Origin of the sequence: Paraburkholderia caffeinilytica, from assembly GCF_051027425.1 — a bacterium.
GTDB lineage: Bacteria > Pseudomonadota > Gammaproteobacteria > Burkholderiales > Burkholderiaceae > Paraburkholderia > Paraburkholderia caffeinilytica_A.
Genome location: NZ_CP186553.1, coordinates 2,833,069 through 2,854,123, shown reverse-complemented (window position 1 = coordinate 2,854,123; position 21,055 = coordinate 2,833,069). Strand labels below are relative to the sequence as shown.

Genomic DNA, 21,055 nt, shown 5'->3' with positions numbered 1-21,055 from the left:
ATCGGCAAAAAGCGGGGTGTTGAGGGAGATGAGCGAGGAGGCATGAAGCGGATGACGTACCGCCACCCGCGAGAAATCCAGCATCCGTTCAAAAGCCGACGGGCCGGCTGTGGCACCTTTGCCAAGCCGGCCCGTCGCAATTCTTATCGGCAGGAATCAGGCGACCGCGCGCCCCGTCTTCATCTTCGCCGCTACCAATACAGAGATCAGGCAGCCGATCGCCAGATAGGCCGCGACCGGATGCCAGGAGCCGCCGGCAAAGCTGACCAGCGCCACCGCGATAAACGGCGTGAAGCCGCCGCCGACCACGCTCGCCACCTGATAACCGACGCCCGCGCCGCTATAGCGGTACTCGGTGCCGAACAGTTCGGTGAACATCGGCTGCTGCACGCTCACGACCATGTCGTGCGCGACGTTGGCGAGCATGACGGCGAAGATCACGATCCACACCGTGGAGCGGGCTTCGAGTGCGAGAAAGAACGGCACCGCGCTGAACATGCCGATCAGCGCGCCGATGATATACACGCGCCGGCGGCCGAAACGGTCCGCCAGCCAGGCAAAGCAGGGAATCGTCACGCAGCTTACCGCGCCGACCAGCAGACCGATCGAGAGGAAGAACTCACGCGGCATGTGCAGATTGGCCGTCGAATAGTTCAGTGCGAATGCCGTCACGATATACATCGTGAACAACTCGGCAAGCCGCAGCGCGATGATCAGCAGGAAAGCCTTGGGGTGCTTCAGCAATGCCTCGACGATCGGCAGCCGCACGCTGCGCTCGCCGTGCGCGCCGACTTTCTCGACGAACTCCTTCGATTCCTCCATGCTCGAGCGGATCCACAGCGCGATCAGCACCAGCACCACACTGAAGAGGAAGGGCAGGCGCCAGCCCCAACTCAGAAACGACGCGTTGTCCATCGAGCGGCTGATGATCGCGACCAGGCCGGTCGAGAGCACCAGACCTACGCCATAGCCGACCTGCACGCCGCTGCTGTAGAACGCCTTCTTCTTCTCCGGCGCGCTTTCGACCGCCATCAAGGCCGCGCCGCCCCATTCGCCGCCGACCGCGAAGCCCTGAATCGCGCGCAATGTGACGAGCAGCACCGGCGCCCACCAGCCGATGCTGGAGAAGGCGGGCAACAAACCGATTGCCGCGGTGGAAAGACCCATCATCATCACTGTGAGAACCAGCATGCGCTTGCGTCCGAGCCGGTCGCCGTAGTGGCCGAACACAAAGCCGCCGAGCGGCCGGAACAGGAAGCCGACGCCGAAGGTCGCGAATGCGGCGAGCGTACCCATTGCCGGGCTGACCTTCGGGAAGAACTCGGCGTTGAAGACGAGCGCGGCGACGATGCCGTACAGCAGAAAATCGTACCAGTCGACTACGGCGCCGACGAAGCTGCCAAGCGCCGCCTTGCGTGCCTGGCTGCGCGCCGAGCGGTTATCGGCGACGGCCGTTTTCGGCGCTTTTGGGATGGTGGTACTCATGACGGGTCTCCTTGGAATTCTGAAGTGCTGTCTGGAAGCGCGCAGCAGGTGCAGGGCAGTGGCCGCCGCGGGCTCATCACAGGATTCCCCGAAGGTTAATGATCAGAAGCGCTTCCCACAATCCGCATTCAGGCGAAATTGCGCGATCATCGAACGCAACTGCGCGCATAGCGCGCGTTTTGCGCGTTTACACGGAGCCTTACCCGTTTGCGCAAGCTGGGGAACCGCCTGCGCGCTACCCGTGCTACCTTGAACATGCAATCCTAAAAACAACATCGACTGATATACTACATACGGAATATTGATTTTTGCGGCATTGCAGCATATGATTGAGCCCTCTGTTCACTCAATCATTCGGAGCTACAAATGGAATTTGTTCCTCTCGCGCTGCTTGCCGTTGCCGTCGTAGGTTTAGGCTCTGCCGCCACCGTCTTGTTGACCCGCTGGATCCCGCAGCCGGTTGCGCAGCTCGCAGCGCAACATGGCCGGTTCATCGGTCTCGGTGAGCAAGGCAGCGGAATGACTGCGGCGCCGTATCGTGCTCATGTTCAACAAGAGGCGATGAATGTCGTCAGAACTTCAAACTGAAGCAGTGGCCACACCTTTGACGTTGTCGTTGCAACCCATCGGCGCGAGCGCGAGCTTGCGCGATCAGGCGTATGCCATGCTCCGCCAGGCCATTGCCGACGCGGATATATACCAGACCCGCGAAGAAATCCGCCTCGACGAGCGCGTGCTGAGCGAATCGCTCGGCGTGAGCCGCACGCCGGTGCGTGAGGCAATGACGCTGCTCGAACAGGAAGGTTTTCTGCGCATGGTGCCGCGCCGCGGTATCTACATTGTGCGCAAGAGCAAGCGCGAGATTGTCGAAATGATCCAGATGTGGGCCGCGCTCGAAAGCATGGCGGCGCGTCTTGCCACACTGCACGCCACGGACGAGGAAATCTCCCGCCTGCGCCACATGTTCGACAATTTCCGCGACGCCACGCCGGCCGAGCACATCGCCGAATATTCCGACGCCAACATCGCGTTTCACCAGGCGATCGTCGAGTTGTCGAAGTCGCAGATCATTCTCGACACGATCAAGAACATCTTTATCCACGTGCGGGCGATTCGCCGCATGACCATTTCGCAGAGCGATCGCGCGTCGCGTTCCATCGTCGACCACCTGCGCATTATCGAGGCGCTGGAGAAGCGCGATACCGAACTGGCTGAGCGGCTGACGCGCCAGCATTCGCTCGATCTGGCGGCGTTTGTGGAAGCGAATTGCGACTTTCTGGATTGACGGCGGTTTAGGCGCCGGATTGGCGCAACGAATGAAAGGGCCCGCGGTGATGACATCACCGCGGGCCTTTTGTTTTTCCGATCCGCACGCGTGTATAGCGGTCCGGTAAGGACATAGCTCAACACCGCGCCGCTGGAATCATTTTCCCGGCACCGCATTCAGCCGGCGCCCTTGGCCCATGCTCACGAGCGTTCATCATTTCTTTCCTCACCGATCGCCGTCGCTGGGGATAAGCCCAGCTTGACGGTCCATGAAATATGGTATGTGATATATCAAAGACGATCGAAACAAGCGGCGTCTCGGTGTTTTCCCTCGAATCAAGCAGTCCGGCGCGACATTATTTTGCTGTAACGCAGGCCTGACGGGCATTCAGGACAGAAATCCCGAAGCAGTCACAGGTTGAGATCGCTCTTGATCGAATGTGATATATCACATACCGTATGTATCCGGACTAACCAGACATCCGCGCGAGCGGACGTTATCGAAGCGGGCACGTCGGTCGATAACCGTTGCACACAACTGACTGATCAGGACAGGAGACTTGACATGAGCAAAGCACTCGACGGCGTGCGCATTCTCGATTTCACGCATGTGCAATCGGGCCCGACCTGCACGCAGTTGCTCGCGTGGTTCGGCGCGGACGTGATCAAGGTGGAGAGGGCCGGCGCCGGCGATATCACGCGTGAGCAACTGCGCGATATTCCCGACGTGGACAGCTTGTACTTCACGATGCTCAACCACAACAAGCGCTCGATCACGATCGACACCAAGAACCCGGAAGGCAAGGAGGTTCTCGAGACGCTGATCCAGAAATGCGACGTGCTGGTAGAGAATTTCGCCCCGGGCGCGCTGGACCGGATGGGTTTCACGTGGGAGCGGATTCAGGAATTGAATCCGCGCATGATCGTGGCGTCGGTGAAGGGTTTCGGCCCCGGTCCCTACGAGGACTGCAAGGTGTATGAGAACGTCGCGCAATGCGCGGGCGGCGCGGCCTCGACCACCGGCTTCGACGATGGTCCGCCGGTGGTGACCGGCGCGCAGATCGGCGACAGCGGCACGGGTTTGCATCTGGCGCTAGGCATTGTCACGGCGCTGTATCAGCGCACGCAAACCGGGCGTGGTCAGAAGGTGCTCGCGGCGATGCAGGACGGCGTGCTCAACTTGTGCCGCGTGAAACTGCGCGATCAGCAGCGGCTCGAACGCACTGGTACGATGAAAGAGTATCCGCAATATCCGAACGGGACGTTCGGCGAAGCGGTGCCGCGCGCGGGGAATGCTTCGGGCGGTGGTCAGCCGGGCTGGATTCTGAAGTGCAAGGGCTGGGAGACGGATCCGAACGCGTATATCTACTTCATCACGCAGGCGCCGGTGTGGGCGAAGATCTGCAACGTGATCGGCAAGGAAGAATGGGCCACCGATCCGAACTACGCCACACCTGCCGCGCGCTTGCCGCATCTGAAGGACATCTTTGCCGAGATCGAGCGCTGGACCATGACCAAGACCAAGTTCGAGGCCATGCAGATTCTCAACAAGTACGACATTCCTTGCGGGCCGATTCTCTCGATGAAGGAAATCGCCGAAGAGCCGTCGCTGCGCAAAACCGGCACGATTGTCGAAGTGGATCATCCGACTCGCGGCAAGTATCTGACGGTTGGTAATCCTATCAAACTGTCGGACAGCCCGACCGAAGTCACACGCTCGCCGCTGCTGGGTGAACATACCGACGAGGTGATGACCGAACTCGGCTACTCGCCCGAGCAGATCAGCGCGTTGCGGACCGCCGGCGCGATCTGAGCGCTCAATCTGAAGGTTCAAGGAGCGACGTATGGATACGTGGATGCGTTTTATGTCGAGCGACGGTGGTATCGTGTTCGGCCGGGTGGAAGGCGGCTATCTGCACGAGTATGAAAGTCTCGATCAACCGGTGCCGACCGGTGCAGTATTGTCGACACGTGCGCTCACGCCGCTCGCGCCTTGCGCGCCCGGCAAGATCGTCGCGTTGTGGAATAACTATCATGCGCTCGCGGCAAAGCTCGACAAGCCTGTGCCGGCGCATCCGCTATTTCTGTTGAAGCCGGCAGGCTCGGTGATCGGTTCGGGTGAACCGATCCACCGGCCGCTCAGTTACGCGGGCAAGATCGTCTACGAAGGCGAACTCGGTATCGTGATTGGGCGGCGCTGCCGCGATGCGAGTGTCGAAGAGGCTGCGGAATCGATCTTCGGCTACACGCTGGTCAACGACGTGACCGCCGCCGATCTGCTCAACGAGAACCCGCACTTTCCGCAATGGTGCCGTGCGAAGGGCTTCGATACGTTCTGCTGCATCGGTCCCTCGATTGTCTCCGGTTTCGACTGGCGCGCAGCGCGTCTCGTGACAATGCTCGACGACGTGGAACGGCAGAACTATCCGCTTGCCGATATGGTGTTTTCGCCTGCAGAACAGGTGAGTCTGATTTCACAGGACTTAACGCTCGAACCGGGTGATGTGATTGCATGCGGCACGTCAGTCGGCGTCGGCTCGATCAAGGACGGCGCGACGGTGACGATCTCGATCGAGGGGATCGGTACGCTAAGCAATACGCTGACTGTTGCGCATGAGGTAGCGGCATGACGCGACGGCCGCGGCTCGTTGCGTTGCTCGGCAGCGTGATAGGGCTTGCCGTCATGTCGGGCGCATTTGCGTGTTATCTGTCGGCGGCGGCTCAGGCGAATGACGAGCGCATCGAACTCTATGCCGCGGTGTTCATCGGCGCGCTGATTTTCGCCACGTCCGCGATCGAACTCTGCAAACTGCTTGGCGCGTTGGAGTTGAACATGGCTGCCCGCCCGGGCCACGGCATTGTCAATGTGCTGACGCTGCTGTTGTGCGGATGGCTCGGCTATGGCTTCGTCACTGAACGCGTGCAGCCATTCGGACTCCCCGCGTTGCTTGCGATGAGCGCGCTGGCCGTGGCACTAGGCGCGCATCTGATGGTGAGTCGCGCCTATTCCGGCCGTGTCTATTCCAGCAATCCCAGCGCCCACGCATTCGCTGGACGTTGTCACCACGCGCTAACGTCGGAGCGGTTGGAGCGGCCGGACCGGCGCGAATTGCTGGCACGCATTGAATGGCACGGTGGCGAAGAACAGGCATGGACGCTGCGCGAGACGACAGCGCGAGGCTTGGTGCGCGCGGCAGCCTACCGGCACCGCCGCGGCTGGCATAACACTGGAAGTATGAGTGTGCAAAAGCGTGGGTCTGTTCGCCAACGTTCCACCCATCGCGCGACGTGCCGTCAAAGATGAATACACAAACGCGTCGACCGGTAAATGAAACGAATGACGGGACTGTCCCGTCGAAACGCTCAATCGCCGCTCGCCGCGAATTCGCTGTAGTACTTGGCCTTCTTGCTCAGAATCATCTGGGCAAGAAACTCGGCGTCGTACGCGCTGTGAAGATGGGCGTGAAACCGCTCGATGTAGGCAGTGATGCGTGCCGCTTCGCTGTTGAATTCCTTCAGCACGTCGAGTGTGGCCTGGTCCCAGCGGAATCGCAGGCCAAGGTCGCTGAAGGCGGCGTTGTATGCGCTCAAATGGGCGTCGTCGGGACTATCCATGGTCACGCCTGCTGTACGCGTGCCGGCATGAGACTCAACCGAAGCGTGGTTCATGATCGGCCTCCTGGGCTGACAAGTGAGAGAACTAAGGGAAGAACTCACTTGCAGCATAGGGATACTGACCAATCCGCAATAGTTAAAGTTTTATTGGTTTTCCATAGCCTACTGCTTATAGACGCTCAATTCCTTCACGCGCGTGATCTTCTCGATGAGACCCGCGCCTTCCTCCATCAAAAAGCGCTTGAACGCGACCGCAACCGGCGGCAGGCGCTTGTTCTTCCGATGTACGACGTACCAGTTGAGCATGACGGGAAAGCTCTCGACGTCGAGCACGACCAGATGGCCGAGCTGCAACTCGAGACTGATCGTGTGCGCGGACAGAAATGCGATGCCCATGCCGGCGATCACGGCCTGTTTGATCGTCTCGGTGCTCTTGATCTCCATCGCGATCTTGAGATTGGCGAGACGGCCGGCGAAGCCTTCTTCCATCGAATTCCAGGTGTCCGAGCCGCGCTCGCGCACGATGAAGGCCTCGTTCGCCAACTGGCTCATCTTGATGTTGCGCTTGTGCGCGAGCGGATGCGTGGGCGCCGCCACGATCACGTAAGGGTGCGGTGCGAACGGTTCGTTGGTCGCGTCGGTTTCGTGCGGCGGCCGTACCATCACGGCGAGATCGGTCTGGTTGGTCGCGAGTTGATGCAACAGTTCCGCGCGATTGTGTACCGCGAGATTGAGCGCGACACCCGAGTAGCGCCGCGTGAATTCAGCCAGCAGGCGCGGAAAGAAGTAGTCGCCGGCGCTGATCACCGCGACGTTCAGCTTGCCGCCGGAGACGCCCTTGAGCTGGCCCATCGCTTCGTCGACTTCGTGGAACTGCTGAATGATCGCGCGGCTGTAGTGAAGCATCTCGGTGCCGGCCGGCGTCAGATAGATTTTTTTGCCGAGCTGCTCGAACAGCGGCAGCCCAGCGTGCTCCTCGAGTTGCCGGACCTGGGTGGAGACGGCGGGCTGCGTCAGATGCAATTCTTCCGCGGCGCGCGAGAAGCTCAGGTGGCGCGCCACTGTTTCAAAAACCTTCAATTGCCGCAGAGTCGCATTGCGCATCGTCATGGCCGATGTATAAGCAAATATGAATCGACATGATAACAAACTTTAATTATTAGTTATTCAGCAATGACCCTAGCATGGGGCTGAATAAAAAGCGGAATTGTCGGCGATGTACTCGGCGCAATACTCGGGTTAACGCTTGGATTCGAGGCGCAGCAGCGGAAATGATGAAACGTTGATGCAGTGCCAATACTTAATTGGTCGGAATAAAGAACCCGTCTGAAAAACGATGATTCAGGCAGGAACAGGCCTTAAAGAATTCGAATTAAAGACGCAAATATTAAATATTCCCGAATGGCCAGGCTGTTCGGGCCATAAGCACAAGGTGAGACGCATATAGTGCGGCGTGACGGCCGGCCGCACTCAATAAATAGCGGAGACAAGGCTCATGGACGATATCACTCAGCAAGCCACGGCGCGCGTATTCTGGGCGAACCGCTGGTGGCAGCTCGTCATCGGCATGATGTGCATGGCATTGGTAGCCAATCTGCAATACGCATGGACGTTGTTCGTCACGCCGATGAATTCGCGGCATCACTGGGGTGAAGCGTCCATTCAGCTCGCGTTCGCTATTTTCATTCTCACAGAAACGTGGCTCGTGCCGGTGGAGGGCTGGCTGGTCGACAAGTTCGGACCGCGCCCGGTGGTTGCCGGCGGTGCGGTATGCGCCGGCCTTGCGTGGGTCATCAATTCGTATGCGACGACCTTGCCGACGCTGTATGTGTCAGCGGTCATTGCGGGGATCGGCGCGGGCGGTGTGTACGGTACCTGTGTCGGCAACGCGTTGAAGTGGTTTCCGGATCGCCGGGGTCTTGCGGCCGGTTTGACTGCCGCGGGTTTTGGCGCGGGCGCGGCTGTGACCGTCATTCCGATTGCCAGCATGATTACGCGCTCGGGCTATGAGCACACCTTCTTTTTCTTTGGCATCCTGCAGGGCGTGTGCATACTCGCGCTGGCGCTGCTATTGAAGAAGCCGAACTTGCGCCAGCAAGCCGTACCGAAGAAGAAGTTCGCGGTTACCAAGGTCGATTACACGCCGGGTCAGATGATCAAGACACCGGTGTTCTGGGTGATCTACGTGTCCTTTGTCGCGGTGGCTGCGGGCGGCCTGATGGCGACCGCGCAAATCGGTCCGATCGCCAAAGACTGGGGGCTCGCACGCATTCCGATGACGATCTTCGGCATGACCCTGCCGCTGCTCACGGCCACGCTTTCCATCGACAATATCTGCAACGGTTTTACCCGTCCGCTGTGTGGCTTCATCTCCGACAAACTCGGCCGTGAGAACACGATGTTCGTGATCTTCATCGGCGAGGGGCTCGCTTTGCTCGGTCTCATGCAGTACGGCAGCAATCCGTATGCGTTCATGACGTTCGCCGCGTTGATCTTCCTGTTCTGGGGCGAAATTTTCTCGATCTTCCCGGCGATTTGCGCCGATACCTTCGGCAGCAAATATGCGGCGGCGAATGCAGGCACGCTGTACACCGCGAAGGGCACGGCCTCGCTGCTGGTGCCGATTGCTTCGGTGCTGTCGGCCACCGGTGGCTGGAGTCTCGTCTTTATCGTTTCCGCCGTCGTCACGATCGTCGCGGGCATTTCGGCGAAGTTCATTCTTGCGCCAATGCGTTCGCGCTGGATCGAAGCGCACAACGAGCCCCAGGGCGTGCTGGCCGTTGCCGGCAGCAAGGCTTCGCGGCTTAGCCACTGGCCTGAGCAGTCAGGGGAGTAGGGTGACCTACCCACACACCCACCCGGCAGTAACGTCATGAATGTTTCGCTGCAGCAACTCAAGGTGTTTGTCGCCGTCGCGCGTGAACGAAGCTTTACGCGCGCGGCGCGCGAGTTCGATCTGACTCAGTCGGCGGTGAGCCGTTGTGTGCGCGAACTTGAAGACGCCGTTGAATTGAAGCTGTTCGACCGCACCACGCGGCAGGTGGAACTGACCCATGCAGGCGCGAGTCTCGAGCGCAGAATCGGCCGCCTGCTCGATGAAATCGAATTGACGCTGCGCGAGGAGCGTGCCGCTTACGACGGACACACCGGCGTGGTCGTGCTGGCGAGCAATCCCGTGTTGTCCTCGAGTTGGGTGGCGCAGGGGCTGGCGCGTTGCGCGTCGGCGTTTCCCGAGCTGATCGTGTCCGTCAAGGATCAATCGCAAAACAGCGTACTCGCGAGCGTCGAACAGGGGGAAGTGGACTTCGGCGTGATTTCGGTGGCGGAGCCTCTGGTCAGCGATCAGTTGCACGCGCAAGTCGTGTTCACAACGCCGCTGCATGTGGTGATGCCGCCCGCGCATCCGCTCGCGCGGCAAGCCAGCGTCGCATGGTGTGCACTGCACGAGTGGGCACTCGTCACATTGAATGCCGACGCGGGTGTGCGCGCCGCGCTCGATCTTGCCTTCAGTTCGCATGGCCTGAAGCGACGGCCCGTGCAGGAACTCGGCCATGTTGCGGCCGTGTCGCGCATGATCGAATTGGGCCTTGGCGTCGGCGTTTTACCCGTCGATGGGCATTGGCCCGCACCCGGCACGTCGCTGATGAGCCGGCCGCTCGTTCCCGAGACAAATCTGACGACGCTGCTCGTACATCGCCGCAATCGCTCCCTCAGACCCAACGCCGCAGCGGCCTGGGCGCAGTTTGCCGCGCTCGCCGAGGTGGCTTCGCCTGCCGCCGGCGCGGCACCGGCAGACTCGCTGCCGGTCAGCCCACGCAACATTCCAAGCAAGGAGCTTCATGATGGAAACTGACACCGACCTCAGGCGCCATGATCTGCTGATCGACGGCAAGCGTTTGCCGCCCGGTACCGGCGAATATTCCATCGATATCAGCCCGGCAACCGAAGAGCCGATTGCGCTGGTGGCGCAAGGCAGCGCCGCCGATGTCGACACCGCGGTGCACGCGGCGCGCGCCGCGTTGAAGGTATGGAACGCGATACGGGCAGCCGAACGAGGCCGCATATTGATGCGTTTCGCCGGCCTGATGCGCGCGAATCTGGAAGAACTCGCCGCGCTCGAAAGTCTCGACGCCGGCAAGCCGATTTCCGCGGTGATGCGCCAGGATATTCCTGCAGCGATAGATACGCTCGAATACTACGCAGGCTGGTGCGACAAGATCAATGGGCAGGTGGTGCCGGTGCGTCCCGATGCCTTGACATACACCTTGCGTGAACCGGTCGGCGTGGTCGCCGCGATCGTGCCGTGGAATTTCCCGCTGATGATCGGCATGTGGAAAATCGCGCCCGCGCTGGCGTGCGGTTGCACGCTGATCGTCAAACCCGCAGAGATTACGCCGCTGAGCGCGTTGCGCATCGGCGAACTGGCGCTCGAAGCGGGCGTGCCGCCGGGCGTACTGAATATCGTCACCGGCAAGGGACGGGTGGTGGGCGATGCGCTGGTGGCGCATCCCGGCGTCGACAAAGTGACTTTCACGGGCTCGCCTTCCGTCGGGCGCGGCATTCTGCAAGGCGCGGCCGGCAACTTCAAGCGTGTCACGCTTGAGCTCGGCGGCAAGTCGGCGAACCTGATCTTCCCGGATGCGAATCTCGACAATGCGGTGCGAGCCGCGGCGTCGGGCATCTTCTTCAATACCGGCCAGGTATGTTCGGCGGGCTCGCGCATTCTGGCTCATCGCGATGTCTACGACGAAGTGGTCGAGCGTCTCGCGACGCGTGCGAAGGCGATCAAGGTCGGCGACCCGGCGGCGCGTGAAACCGCGATGGGACCGCTGATTTCCGCCGCGCAGATGAAGACCGTGCTCGGCTATGTCGAGACCGGGCGCTCCGAGGGGGCATCGCTCGTGACTGGCGGGGCACGGGTGGGCGAGCGTGGTTTCTTCGTCGAGCCGACGGTGTTCGCCAACGTCGAGCATGAAATGCGCATTTCGCAGGAGGAGATCTTCGGGCCGGTGGCGAGCGTGATTCGTTTCAACGACGAAGCCGATGCGATCCGTATCGCCAATGGCACGTTGTATAGCCTCGCGGCCGGCGTATGGAGCGCGGATATCGGCCGTGTGCATCGGGTTGCGCGGGACCTGAGAGCGGGCACGGTGTGGATCAATACCTACGGCTATACCGACGTGCGCCTGCCGTGGGGTGGTTCCGGCGATTCCGGGTTTGGCCGCGAACACGGCGACGTGGCGATTGAAAACTTCACCGAGCCGAAAGCGGTGTGGCTGGCAATCGATCAATAACGAAGAGAAAAAGGATCGAACGCGTGGCGTTCGATCCTTTGGTTTCCTGAACAGAATTTTGCGGGACGCAGGGCGTCACTCGCGGACGCGTGCTCAATCGCCCTGCAATGCCATCCGCTCGCGCAGCTTGACCAGTGCGAGCACGACGTCGATAGTCGGGGTGGGTTCGGCGACGAGACGGCCCATTTCCTGCACTACCGTCAATAGCGGATCGATCTCCATCGGACGGCGGTTCTCCAGATCGACCAGCGTCGAGGTCTTATGCGCGCCGACCGCGCCCGCACCGTCAATACGCTTTTCCACGTCGACACGAAAATGCACGCCGAACTGATCCGCGATTCGCTTGGCCTCGAGCATCATCGTGCGTGACACCGCACGCGTGCCGGGGTCGCTGGTGAGGATGTCGAGCGTGGCGTGAGTCAATGCGCTGATCGGATTGAAGCACAGATTGCCCCACAGCTTGAGCCAGATTTCGTCGCGGATATTGTCGCGGATCGGCGCGTCGAAACCTGCTGCTTGCATGATCTCGTGCAACTGTTGAATACGTGGTGTGCGTTCACCGCTCGGCTCGCCGATCGGGAATTTTTTGCCGTACACGTGTTTGATGACGCCCGGCTCGACGATCTCCGCGGCGGGATACAACACGCAGCCGATCGCGCGTTCGGGGCCGAGCTTCGTCCATTGGCTGCCGTCCGGGTCGATGCTGGCGAGGCGCGTGCCGGCGAATTTTCCGCCGTGCTGATAAAAGTACCAATAGGGAATGCCGTTCACGCCGGTGACGACGGCCGTGTGCTTGCCAAGGAGTGGCTGCATCGCGTCGACCACGCCGGGCAGTGAGTGTGCCTTCAGCGTGATGATCACGAAATCCTGCACGCCGAGTTCGCGCGGGTCGGACGTACAGCGCACCGGCGCACTGTACGTTTCGCCGTCCATGATCAGGCGTGCGCCGTGTTCACGCATCGCGGCGAGATGCGCGCCGCGTGCGACGAAACTCACCTCCGCGCCGGCGCGCGCCAGTTGCACGCCCATCAAACCGCCAATCGCTCCTGCTCCGAAGATACAGATCTTCATGATGCCGCCCCTGTGCCTATGAGAAGTCGCTTGCCCGATGCCGCGTATCGTCTTGCCGCGACGGCAGGTCACTCCCCGAGCATAAGTCTGTGCAGCGATTGCAGATAGTTAAAGTTTCTCGGCCGGTGTATTAGGAATTGGTTATAGACGCGGTGCACTCGGGTTTGCCGGAGAAAGCTCCGACTCGATAAGAAATTGGCGTGATCCGGCTGAAAAATGCTGCGATGCATTAGGAAACTTCTCACTCCAGAACACAAATTGTAAGAGCAGAATGCGCCTTCGTTGAAAAGTGATGCATTCAGGTGGCATTGCAAACGGTTATTGGGAGCGATGCCATGAGGGTTCGTCACACTGCGGGTCGCGATTTCGCGGAAATGGAAAGCGTGCTGGCGCGTCTGCTCGACGTGATGCTGGTCGCACTGGGTGCGGCGTTTGCTTCATTCCTGCTCGCAACCGGTACGGCCCAGTCGGTTCTCGAAGGCGCTTTCGTAGCGCTCGACATGGCGTTGGCGATTGTACTGTTGCCCTGGTTCGGCATCTACGGTTCGTGGCGCGGCCGCTCGACATGGCGTCTTGTCTTGAACGTTGTGTTCGGCTGGATGGCAGTGCAGCTTTGCGGCCTTGCGATCATGTTTCTGCTTCACCGCACTGCGTCGGTGTCGCGGCTCTGGTGTGTGAGCTGGACCGTGACAACCGCGGCCGGGCTCGTCGTATCGCGGTTGCTCTTGCACATGGGGCTAGGCCGGATCAGGCGCACCGGGCGCAATCTGCGCATGGTCGCCGTCGTGGGCGCCGGTGCGAATCTCGATAGCGTGATCGGCAACATCGTGAGTTCGCCGGACGCCGGTTTTCGAGCGGTTGCCACGCTCAATACCCGGCCAGGCAGCGAGCCGGACTTTCCGGGTTTGCCGTCGTTCTCGTGTCTGCACGAATTCGCGGCCTGTGTGCGCCGCGAGCAGATTGAGGAGGTATGGCTCTCATTGCCGATGTCTGAAGAGGACACGGTGTTGAAGGTCCTCAACGAATTCAATGGCGACCTCGTCAACCTGCGTTTCATTCCCGATGTACGTAGTCTCGCGATGTTCGATCGAAACGTAGTCGATCTGATTGGTGTGCCGGCTATCAATCTGATGGCGTCGCCGATGACTCCGTATTCACTGGTTCAGAAAGCGATTTTCGACAGGCTATTCGCAGCAACCGCGTTGCTTGCCCTGGCGCCCGTGATGCTGTCGATTGCCGTGGCGGTCAAGGTGACCTCGAAAGGTCCCGTGTTGTTTACGCAGCTGCGCAAGGGCGCTGACGGACGTGTATTCCGCATTTACAAGTTTCGTTCGATGCGCGCGCACGAGCAACAGTCCGGTGTGCTTCGTCAGGCTACTCGTGGGGATCCGCGCGTCACGCGTGTCGGCGCGTTTTTGCGCCGCACGAGCCTCGACGAGCTGCCGCAGTTTCTGAATGTGTTGCGAGGGGACATGTCGGTGGTCGGACCACGGCCGCACGCAATAGAACACGATGACCGATACCGGCGTGTCGTCGACGGTTATATCCACCGTTACAGGATCAAGCCGGGCATTACCGGCTGGGCACAAGTGAACGGTTTCCGCGGAGAAACAGACCGGATCGAAAAGATGCAAAGGCGTGTGGAACACGATCTGTATTACTTAAGAAACTGGTCGTTCTGGTTGGATATGCGCATCGTCGTTGCGACGGTGTTGAAGGGGCTGGTGCATCGCAACGCGTATTGATCCGTCGTTGCCCGGCGTTCATGGAGAACGCCGGCTGGTGTGGCAGTACCAGCTGTCAGGTGGTTTCCGTCCCAATGGAATATGAATCCTGTCTGCCCGATGTTGGGCAGCGAGAGCAGCGCTATGGCGCGCTCGCATGAAGAATAGGTTGAATACGATGTTAGCGGTATTTCAAACGAGGCCGGTCTATCGGCTCGGTGCATTGATGGCGGCAGTAGCCCTGTTGACGAGCGCATGCGCGGGCGCGCCAGGGATGCGGATGGAAACGTCCCGTGTTCAGAAGACGCCTGGTATTGACGGTGCATCCACTCTGACGGGAGAAACCGGTGAAGATTCGGCAATTGAGAAAGCCGATGCGACTTCCGGCACGCCGGATATTGCAATAACCGAGGTCAATGCGTCACTGATCTCGCGCCTCGCACAAACGCAGAAGCAACAGCAAGCCGAGCTTTCGCAATTGCTGTCCGGTGTGCCCGAGGCTTATACCATCGGGCCTGGTGACGTGCTGCAAATTGTCGTCTGGGATCACCCCGAGTTCGCGGCCGCGCTGGGCTCTTCGCAGACGCAGTCGTCGGCGCGACCTGGCGATCCGCTGGCGGGATTCATCGTCGATCAGAACGGCAGTCTGACCTTTCCGTATGCAGGCACGCTGCACGTGGCCGGTCAGCGTACCGATGAGATTCAGCAGCGCCTGACCGGCGCGCTGGCGAAGTACTTCGTCAAACCCCAACTGACTGTGCGCATGGCCTCTTACCGGGCGCATCAGGTCTATGTCGACGGTGAAGTACATAGCGCGGGCGCGCTCGCGGTCAACGACGTGCCCATGACGTTGTACGAAGCAATCGGCCGCGCCGGTGGCTTCAGCGAAACCGCCGACCAGAGCGACCTCGTGCTCGTGCGCGACGGCGCATCCCATCGTGTGAATCTGACGCAATTGCTGGCGCAAGGCGTGAGTCCGTCGCGACTCTATCTGAAACCCGGCGATCTGCTGCGCGTCGCATCGCGTGACGAAAACGACGTGTATGTGATGGGCGAGGTCAACAAGCCGATCTCGGCGATTCCCCGCAAAACCGGCCGCATCACGCTCGCGGATGCGCTCTCGCAGGCTGGCAGTGTGAATGCGTCCACCGCCGACGCCGCGCAGATGTTCGTGGTTCGCGGCTCATTGTCGGGCACGCCACAGGTGTTTCACCTCGACGGCAGGTCACCGGTCGCAATGCTGCTCGCCAAAGATTTCGAGTTGCAGCCCAAAGATGTCGTGTATGTCGACGGCAGCGGCCTCGTTCGCTTCAATCGTGTGCTGAGCCTGTTGATGCCGTTGATCAGCACGGGTTTGACGGCAGGGGTGATCGCGAAATGATCAAGCGCGTGCTGGTTGTCTGCGCGGGAAACGTCTGCCGCAGTCCGATGGCGGAAGCCCTTCTCGCGCGGCGTCTCGAGTCGGTCACGGTGGAGTCCGCCGGCATCACGGCGTTGATCGGTCACGGAGCCGATCCCGTTGCCGTCAGCCTGATGGATGAACGAGGTATCGATATACGGTCCCATCGCGCACGTCAGCTGGTGACGTGGATGCCCGCTGCCGCGGACCTTGTGTTCGTCATGGACCGTCTTCAGCGGCAGCAGCTCGAGCATCGGTTCGCGTCCCTTCATGGACGCGTCTATCGACTCGGCGATATGCCGGCGTCGCCCCGCCATTCGGACGCGGGCTTCGATATTCCCGATCCGTATCGCAAAGGCCGCGCGGCATTCGAAGAAAGTCTGAGGCTCATCGAAGCCGGAGTCGAAGGATGGGCCGCGCGCATCGCGGGACTATCCGGCGGGCGCGTGGTGTCTGCTCCCGTTGCCGGCGAATTGTCATCCTGACAGCCGGTAAAAAAACCTATCTTTACGCACAATGAAACCGTTGCAATTGCCCGAAAACGAGGCGTTAAAACAAGATGATGTGATTGACCTGATCGGGGTACTGGATGTGTTTGTCGAGTACCGATGGGTCATTCTCAAGATTTGCCTCTGCTGCCTCGCGCTTGCGACGGTATTCGCCTTTCTGTTCCCTCCGCGTTATCAGGCGGATATCTCCGTTCAGGTAGAGGACGGCAGCGGCTCGGCTGCCGCGCAGAGTTTGCTGGGGGACGTGTCGTCGCTCTTCGACTACAACTCGCCGACGTCGGCCGAGCAGCAGATCATGGCGTCGCGGCTCGTCGTAACCAGTGTCGTCGACGAATTGCGCAGCTATATCGTCCTGCGTCCACGCCGGTTTCCGTTGATCGGTAATTTCATATCCGGATTCAATGACACGGTGATGCGTCCCGGTGTGCTGGGTATCGGAGGGTGGGCATGGGGCACGGAAAGTGCCGAGATCGTTCAGTTCGACGTGCCGAAGCGGTTGGAAGGTGATCAGTTCGCGCTCACGGTGCTTTCCGGCGACCGCTACCGTCTGTCTGGTTGGGACCTCGATGGGGCCGTTACCGGAAGGCTTGGCGTGGCCGAGGTGTTCCAGACGAGCAGTGGGCCAATGACCTTGCTCGTGAAGTCGTTCAATGCCACACCCGGCACGAAGTTCAAGCTGACCCGGAAATCGCGGCTCGACACGATCACGAGCATGCAGAAGGACCTGGAAATTCAGGAGAAGATCAAGTCGTCGGGTGTTCTCATCGCAACCCTCACGGCAACCGATCCCGTGTTGGTTCGGGACCAGTTGCAGGCGATCGGCCGCTACTACGTGAAGCAGAACGTCGAGCGCAAAGCCGCTGAAGCGGCGCAATCGCTGGCGTTCCTCGATACGCAGGTGCCGCTGCTCAGAAAGCAGCTGGAAGACGCCGAGGCGCGTTACACGCAGATGCGAAAGAAGCAGGGCACCGTCGATTTGCCGGAAGAAGCCAGGATAGCTATACAGCAGGCCGCGGATTCCAGAACGCGCATGCTTGAATTGCAGCAGAAGCGTGATGAGCTCGCTTCGCGGTTCACGAGTTCGCATCCCGACGTAGTCGCGCTCAACGCGCAAATCGCCACCCTTCGTTCTGGGCAAGGTGCGTTTGATCGGCAGATGAAACTCTTGCCTGACGTGCAGCAGGACGCGGTACGTTTGATGCTCGATGTCAAGGTAGCGACCGATCTCTACACGGCGTTGTTGAACAACGTGCAGCAGCTGAAACTGGTCAAAGCAGGCAAGACCGGAAGTGTGCGCGTTGTCGACACGCCTGTTATTCCCGAGAACGTCGCATTTCCTAACCGGCCCGTCACGATCGCTGCGGGTGCTTTGCTCGGATTGCTATTGGGTGTCGGCTTTGCGTTCGTGCACAACTTTCTGTTCGCGGGGATTGCCGAAGCGGACGAGATTGAGCGTCATGCCGGTTTGCACGTTTACGCGACGATCCCGGAGTCACGCCAGCAACAGCAGATCAAGCGGAGCGGCGTTGACCACGCATCGGCCATTCGCCTGCTGGTTGAGGCCAATCCTCGCGAACCGGCTGTCGAAAGCCTGCGGAGCATGCGTACGGCACTTCAGTTCGCGATGTTGAACGCCAGAAATAATGTGATCCTGATTTCCGGTCCCACGCCTGGCGTCGGCAAATCCTTCGTATCCGCGAATTTCGCGGCACTGCTGGCAACGAGCGGAAAGCGGGTGCTGGTCATTGACGGTGACCTTCGCAGGGGCTATCTCCACGAATACTTCGGTCAACAACGCGCGCGCGGTCTGACAGACGTCATTACGGGGGCGCTCTCCCCGGATCAGGTTATTCGCCGCAACGTTGTTCCGAATCTCGACTTCATCGCCACCGGTGCGCTGCCGCCTAGCTCCGCCGAGATACTGATGCACGAGCGCGTGGGCCAACTTCTTGAACATAGCGCACGCGATTACGACGTGGTGCTCGTCGACTCGCCCCCGGTTCTGGCCGCGGTCGACGCAGTGGTGATGGCGGCGCATTGCGCGACCGTGATGCTCGTTGCCCGGGCCGGTCATACGCGTATTGGGGAACTGACGGAGTCCGTGAGGCAGTTCGCGCACGCCGGAATCACGGTTAGCGGTGCGCTGCTCAATGGTCTCGATCCAAAGTCCGGACGACGGAGCTACAACCGTAAGAATGGTGGTTACCGATATGTTCAGTATTGCTACGAAGAGCCTCGCCCTGCATTGACGAGCCGCTGGCGTGAGCTGCTTACCCGTCGTGGCCGGGGGCAGTGATGCAAGTCAGTACGGAAGGTGTCGCCGAGCGGTCACGGTCGGTGGATGCCGGCAATTTTATGGACGCATCGCCGGTTCGTCGTGACCTGAGATCGCCTCCTTTGCGGGTGGCGCTGGTCGTTGAAGCGGCCGGCGGTGGCGTGGCGGTCCATATTGCCGACATGGTGCGCGGCCTGCGCGCTTGCGGTGGCGTCGACATTCATCTGATTGTTCCGATCGGCGCCCGTTTCGACGGCGTGATTCTCACCGAGGACCTGCTCGCGCAATGCAATACGGTTCATCGTGTGTCGATGCACCGTTCGGTCGGCAGCTCGGACATGACCGCCTTCGCTCAACTATCCAGGTGCCTGCACCGGATCAGGCCGGACATCGTTCACAGCCACAGTTCGAAGGCAGGGGCGCTCGCGCGGATGTGCATTGGACCGTGGAAGCAGGTCTACACGCCGCACGCCGTCTACACGCTGAATCCCTATTTGCCGCGGGCACAACGGCGGTTTTACGGGCTGATCGAAAGTTTTCTCGGCCGTTTTCGGAGCGACCGCATCATCGCGGTTTCCGTCGACGAAGCGGAACATTTGCAGCAGGTGTTGCGTATTCCAGCGGATCGAATCGAAACGATTTTCAACGGCGTGCCTGCACCGGCGTTGCTCCCGTCGATTGAAGCGCGCGCGGCGCTCGGGTTGCCGCATGACGCTATCGTTGTCGGCTTTGTGGGCCGTCTGGACTTCCAGAAAGGCGTTGACCGGCTCGTACGGGTCGCACGGTGCCTCCTCGAGCGGGGCATGGATAACGTCATTTTTGCGGTGATGGGGCCTGGTGACTTCGGCAGCGCGTCAGGCGTGAACGACGAGAGCATTCCCTCGAACTTACGCTTGCTTGGACTGATTCCAGAAGCACGCCGCTACTTCTCCGCTTTTGACGTCTTTGCACTTCCAAGCCGTTACGAAGGTTTTCCTTATGTCGTCCTCGAGGCCATGGCGGCCGGCATCCCGATTGTGTCTACCAGAGTGTCCGGAGCGGCGGAACTGATCGACGCGGAACAGATCGGCTTTGTTGTTCCCAATGAAGACGACACGCATCTTTTCGCGGACGCGACAGCGGCGCTTGCCCAGAACCCGGCGATGCGCGAACGCATGAGCCGTAATTGCGAACGCGCCGTCGAACGATTCTCCGCTACCGCAATGGTCGAACGGACCGTCAATCTTTACCAGCGTCTGCTCAAGGAGACCCATTAATGTCAAACAGCACGCATGTGGTCCTCCTTCACGCGTACAGTTCGAAGAACTCCGGAGACGGTCTGCTCGTCGACCTGTCAATCGATCTCCTGAAGCAGGCCTTTGGGGAGGCGACGCGAGTATCGATCGTCGCTGCCGATCCGGCTTCTTTCTCCCAGTACCCCGACGTTTATCCAGCGCCGGTTCTTGCAGAAGCGGGGATCGCCCGTATTGCCGGAGCGGTCGGTATGGCATTGCCGATCGGCAAGAATCGCCGGACGCGCGAGTTGTTGCAAATTCTGTCCTCGGCTGATCTTCTCGTCGGTGTCGGCGGGGGATACTTGCGTGCGCGCAACTGCATGGAAGCCCTCAAACTGGAAGCGGGTCACCTGCTTCAGATGCGTGCAGCGTGTCTGTCGGGCAAACCGACCGTGTACTTGCCGCAAAGCATTGGACCTTCGATGCCGGCACAACCGTTGCACGCACATCTCTCGAGAATGCTCGCAAGGTTTTCATGCGTGTTCGTTCGTGACGACCGTTCGGTCGCCTTCCTTGCTCACAACGCGAACACCCGTCGTGCGCCTGATCTCGCTGTGCTGGACTTCGAGCGGCGCAGCGCACAGATCATGGCGCGAGCGGAGAAGGCTGGCACCCGTGTGGCTCACGTGGCATTCGTTCTACGGCGTGCGCCGAAATGGTCGAAGCGGCAGCGGGAACGGTACGAGAGCTCCACGCGGCAACTGATCCAATTGTTGAGGCAGACATGCCGCATCAGCTTTGCTGTGCAGAGCAGGGGACGTGGCAATGACGATCTCGCGTACTACCGCAGCATCGGCGTCGACGGCGACCTTGTGTCGCTGAAAGAGATGCTCGCCACGGATACGCCGGATTTCGTGGTATCGGTCCGCTTGCACGGCTCGCTCGAGTCAGTGCTGAGTGGCGTTCCTTCTTATCACCTTAGCTATGAACGCAAGGGCTTTGGTGCATATTCCGACCTCGGACTGGACGGTTGGGTTGCCAATGCGGCCGACTTCGACGCCGAGAAAGTCGCCGCGGCGATCCTCGCGCCCGGTGCGATTCGCAATTTCTGGGCGGACACTTCCTCTGGCTTCGAGCGTATCCGTGCTGCACGGGAACGGATACTGGTCGAGCTCCGGGCCGCGCGAAGCTTATAGCACGGGA

The 21,055-nt window shown here is 60.4% G+C and carries 18 protein-coding genes; 14 read left to right on the top strand and 4 right to left on the bottom strand.

Annotated elements, in window-relative coordinates; translation table 11 throughout:
* Window positions 1-156 precede the first annotated feature (156 nt).
* Window positions 157-1,485, bottom strand: coding sequence for a shikimate transporter (gene shiA, locus ACOSV0_RS33115; RefSeq protein WP_434111813.1), 1,329 nt, complete (start codon window positions 1,483-1,485; stop codon window positions 157-159).
* A 366-nt stretch (window positions 1,486-1,851) separates the two neighbouring features.
* Here shiA and ACOSV0_RS33110 point away from each other — a divergent pair, with 366 nt between their 5' ends.
* From ACOSV0_RS33110 to ACOSV0_RS33090, 5 genes are all read left to right on the top strand, one after another.
* Window positions 1,852-2,073, top strand: coding sequence for a hypothetical protein (locus ACOSV0_RS33110; protein ID WP_434111811.1), 222 nt, complete (start codon window positions 1,852-1,854; stop codon window positions 2,071-2,073).
* Window positions 2,051-2,770, top strand: a complete 720-nt coding sequence (locus ACOSV0_RS33105) for a GntR family transcriptional regulator (RefSeq protein ID WP_434111810.1) — start codon at window positions 2,051-2,053, stop codon at window positions 2,768-2,770. Before ACOSV0_RS33110 ends, ACOSV0_RS33105 begins: the two co-directional genes overlap by 23 nt.
* Window positions 2,771-3,316: 546 nt before the next feature.
* Complete coding sequence (frc, locus tag ACOSV0_RS33100) at window positions 3,317-4,564, top strand: formyl-CoA transferase (RefSeq protein WP_434111809.1); 1,248 nt, start codon at window positions 3,317-3,319, stop codon at window positions 4,562-4,564.
* Between the two features lie 31 nt (window positions 4,565-4,595).
* A complete protein-coding gene (locus ACOSV0_RS33095; RefSeq protein WP_434111807.1) occupies window positions 4,596-5,381 on the top strand; it encodes a fumarylacetoacetate hydrolase family protein in 786 nt (261 codons plus the stop codon).
* Complete coding sequence (locus ACOSV0_RS33090) at window positions 5,378-6,055, top strand: NAD(P)(+) transhydrogenase (Re/Si-specific) subunit beta (protein WP_434111805.1); 678 nt, start codon at window positions 5,378-5,380, stop codon at window positions 6,053-6,055. Before ACOSV0_RS33095 ends, ACOSV0_RS33090 begins: the two co-directional genes overlap by 4 nt.
* A 59-nt stretch (window positions 6,056-6,114) precedes the next feature.
* On the opposite strand, the gene ACOSV0_RS33085 is transcribed toward ACOSV0_RS33090, so the two are convergent.
* Both ACOSV0_RS33085 and ACOSV0_RS33080 read right to left on the bottom strand, forming a co-directional pair.
* Window positions 6,115-6,420, bottom strand: coding sequence for a hypothetical protein (locus ACOSV0_RS33085; RefSeq protein ID WP_434111803.1), 306 nt, complete (start codon window positions 6,418-6,420; stop codon window positions 6,115-6,117).
* A gap of 108 nt (window positions 6,421-6,528) precedes the next feature.
* On the bottom strand, window positions 6,529-7,476 hold the full coding sequence (locus ACOSV0_RS33080) for a LysR family transcriptional regulator (protein ID WP_434111801.1): 948 nt from the start codon (window positions 7,474-7,476) through the stop codon (window positions 6,529-6,531).
* Between the two features lie 385 nt (window positions 7,477-7,861).
* Between ACOSV0_RS33080 and oxlT the strand changes: the two genes are divergently transcribed.
* From oxlT to ACOSV0_RS33065, 3 genes are read left to right on the top strand one after another with little or no spacing between them, the layout of a single operon-like run.
* Window positions 7,862-9,202, top strand: coding sequence for an oxalate/formate MFS antiporter (gene oxlT / locus ACOSV0_RS33075; protein ID WP_434111799.1), 1,341 nt, complete (start codon window positions 7,862-7,864; stop codon window positions 9,200-9,202).
* 36 nt (window positions 9,203-9,238) lie between these two features.
* Window positions 9,239-10,219 (top strand): LysR family transcriptional regulator, encoded by a 981-nt coding sequence (locus ACOSV0_RS33070; RefSeq protein ID WP_434111797.1) that lies wholly within the window; start codon window positions 9,239-9,241, stop codon window positions 10,217-10,219.
* Window positions 10,209-11,660, top strand: a complete 1,452-nt coding sequence (locus ACOSV0_RS33065) for an aldehyde dehydrogenase family protein (protein ID WP_434115954.1) — start codon at window positions 10,209-10,211, stop codon at window positions 11,658-11,660. The genes ACOSV0_RS33070 and ACOSV0_RS33065 overlap by 11 nt, the downstream gene beginning before the upstream one ends.
* Before the next feature lie 93 nt (window positions 11,661-11,753).
* Here ACOSV0_RS33065 and ACOSV0_RS33060 read toward each other — a convergent pair whose 3' ends face one another.
* Entirely contained in the window at window positions 11,754-12,731 is a 978-nt protein-coding gene (locus ACOSV0_RS33060; protein WP_434111795.1) for a 2-dehydropantoate 2-reductase, read from the bottom strand.
* Between the two features lie 335 nt (window positions 12,732-13,066).
* On the opposite strand from ACOSV0_RS33060, the gene ACOSV0_RS33055 reads away from it, so the two are divergent.
* The 6 genes from ACOSV0_RS33055 (at window position 13,067) to ACOSV0_RS33030 (ending at window position 21,048) form a co-directional block, all read left to right on the top strand.
* Entirely contained in the window at window positions 13,067-14,476 is a 1,410-nt protein-coding gene (locus ACOSV0_RS33055) for an undecaprenyl-phosphate glucose phosphotransferase (RefSeq protein ID WP_434111792.1), read from the top strand.
* A 205-nt stretch (window positions 14,477-14,681) separates the two neighbouring features.
* Window positions 14,682-15,836 (top strand): polysaccharide biosynthesis/export family protein, encoded by a 1,155-nt coding sequence (locus ACOSV0_RS33050; protein WP_434115952.1) that lies wholly within the window; start codon window positions 14,682-14,684, stop codon window positions 15,834-15,836.
* On the top strand, window positions 15,833-16,339 hold the full coding sequence (locus tag ACOSV0_RS33045; protein ID WP_434111791.1) for a low molecular weight protein-tyrosine-phosphatase: 507 nt from the start codon (window positions 15,833-15,835) through the stop codon (window positions 16,337-16,339). Before ACOSV0_RS33050 ends, ACOSV0_RS33045 begins: the two co-directional genes overlap by 4 nt.
* Window positions 16,340-16,370: 31 nt before the next feature.
* A complete protein-coding gene (locus ACOSV0_RS33040) occupies window positions 16,371-18,659 on the top strand; it encodes a polysaccharide biosynthesis tyrosine autokinase (protein WP_434111789.1) in 2,289 nt (762 codons plus the stop codon).
* On the top strand, window positions 18,659-19,894 hold the full coding sequence (locus tag ACOSV0_RS33035; protein WP_434111786.1) for a glycosyltransferase: 1,236 nt from the start codon (window positions 18,659-18,661) through the stop codon (window positions 19,892-19,894). Before ACOSV0_RS33040 ends, ACOSV0_RS33035 begins: the two co-directional genes overlap by 1 nt.
* On the top strand, window positions 19,894-21,048 hold the full coding sequence (locus ACOSV0_RS33030; protein WP_434111785.1) for a polysaccharide pyruvyl transferase family protein: 1,155 nt from the start codon (window positions 19,894-19,896) through the stop codon (window positions 21,046-21,048). Before ACOSV0_RS33035 ends, ACOSV0_RS33030 begins: the two co-directional genes overlap by 1 nt.
* The last annotated feature ends 7 nt before the right edge of the window (window positions 21,049-21,055 follow it).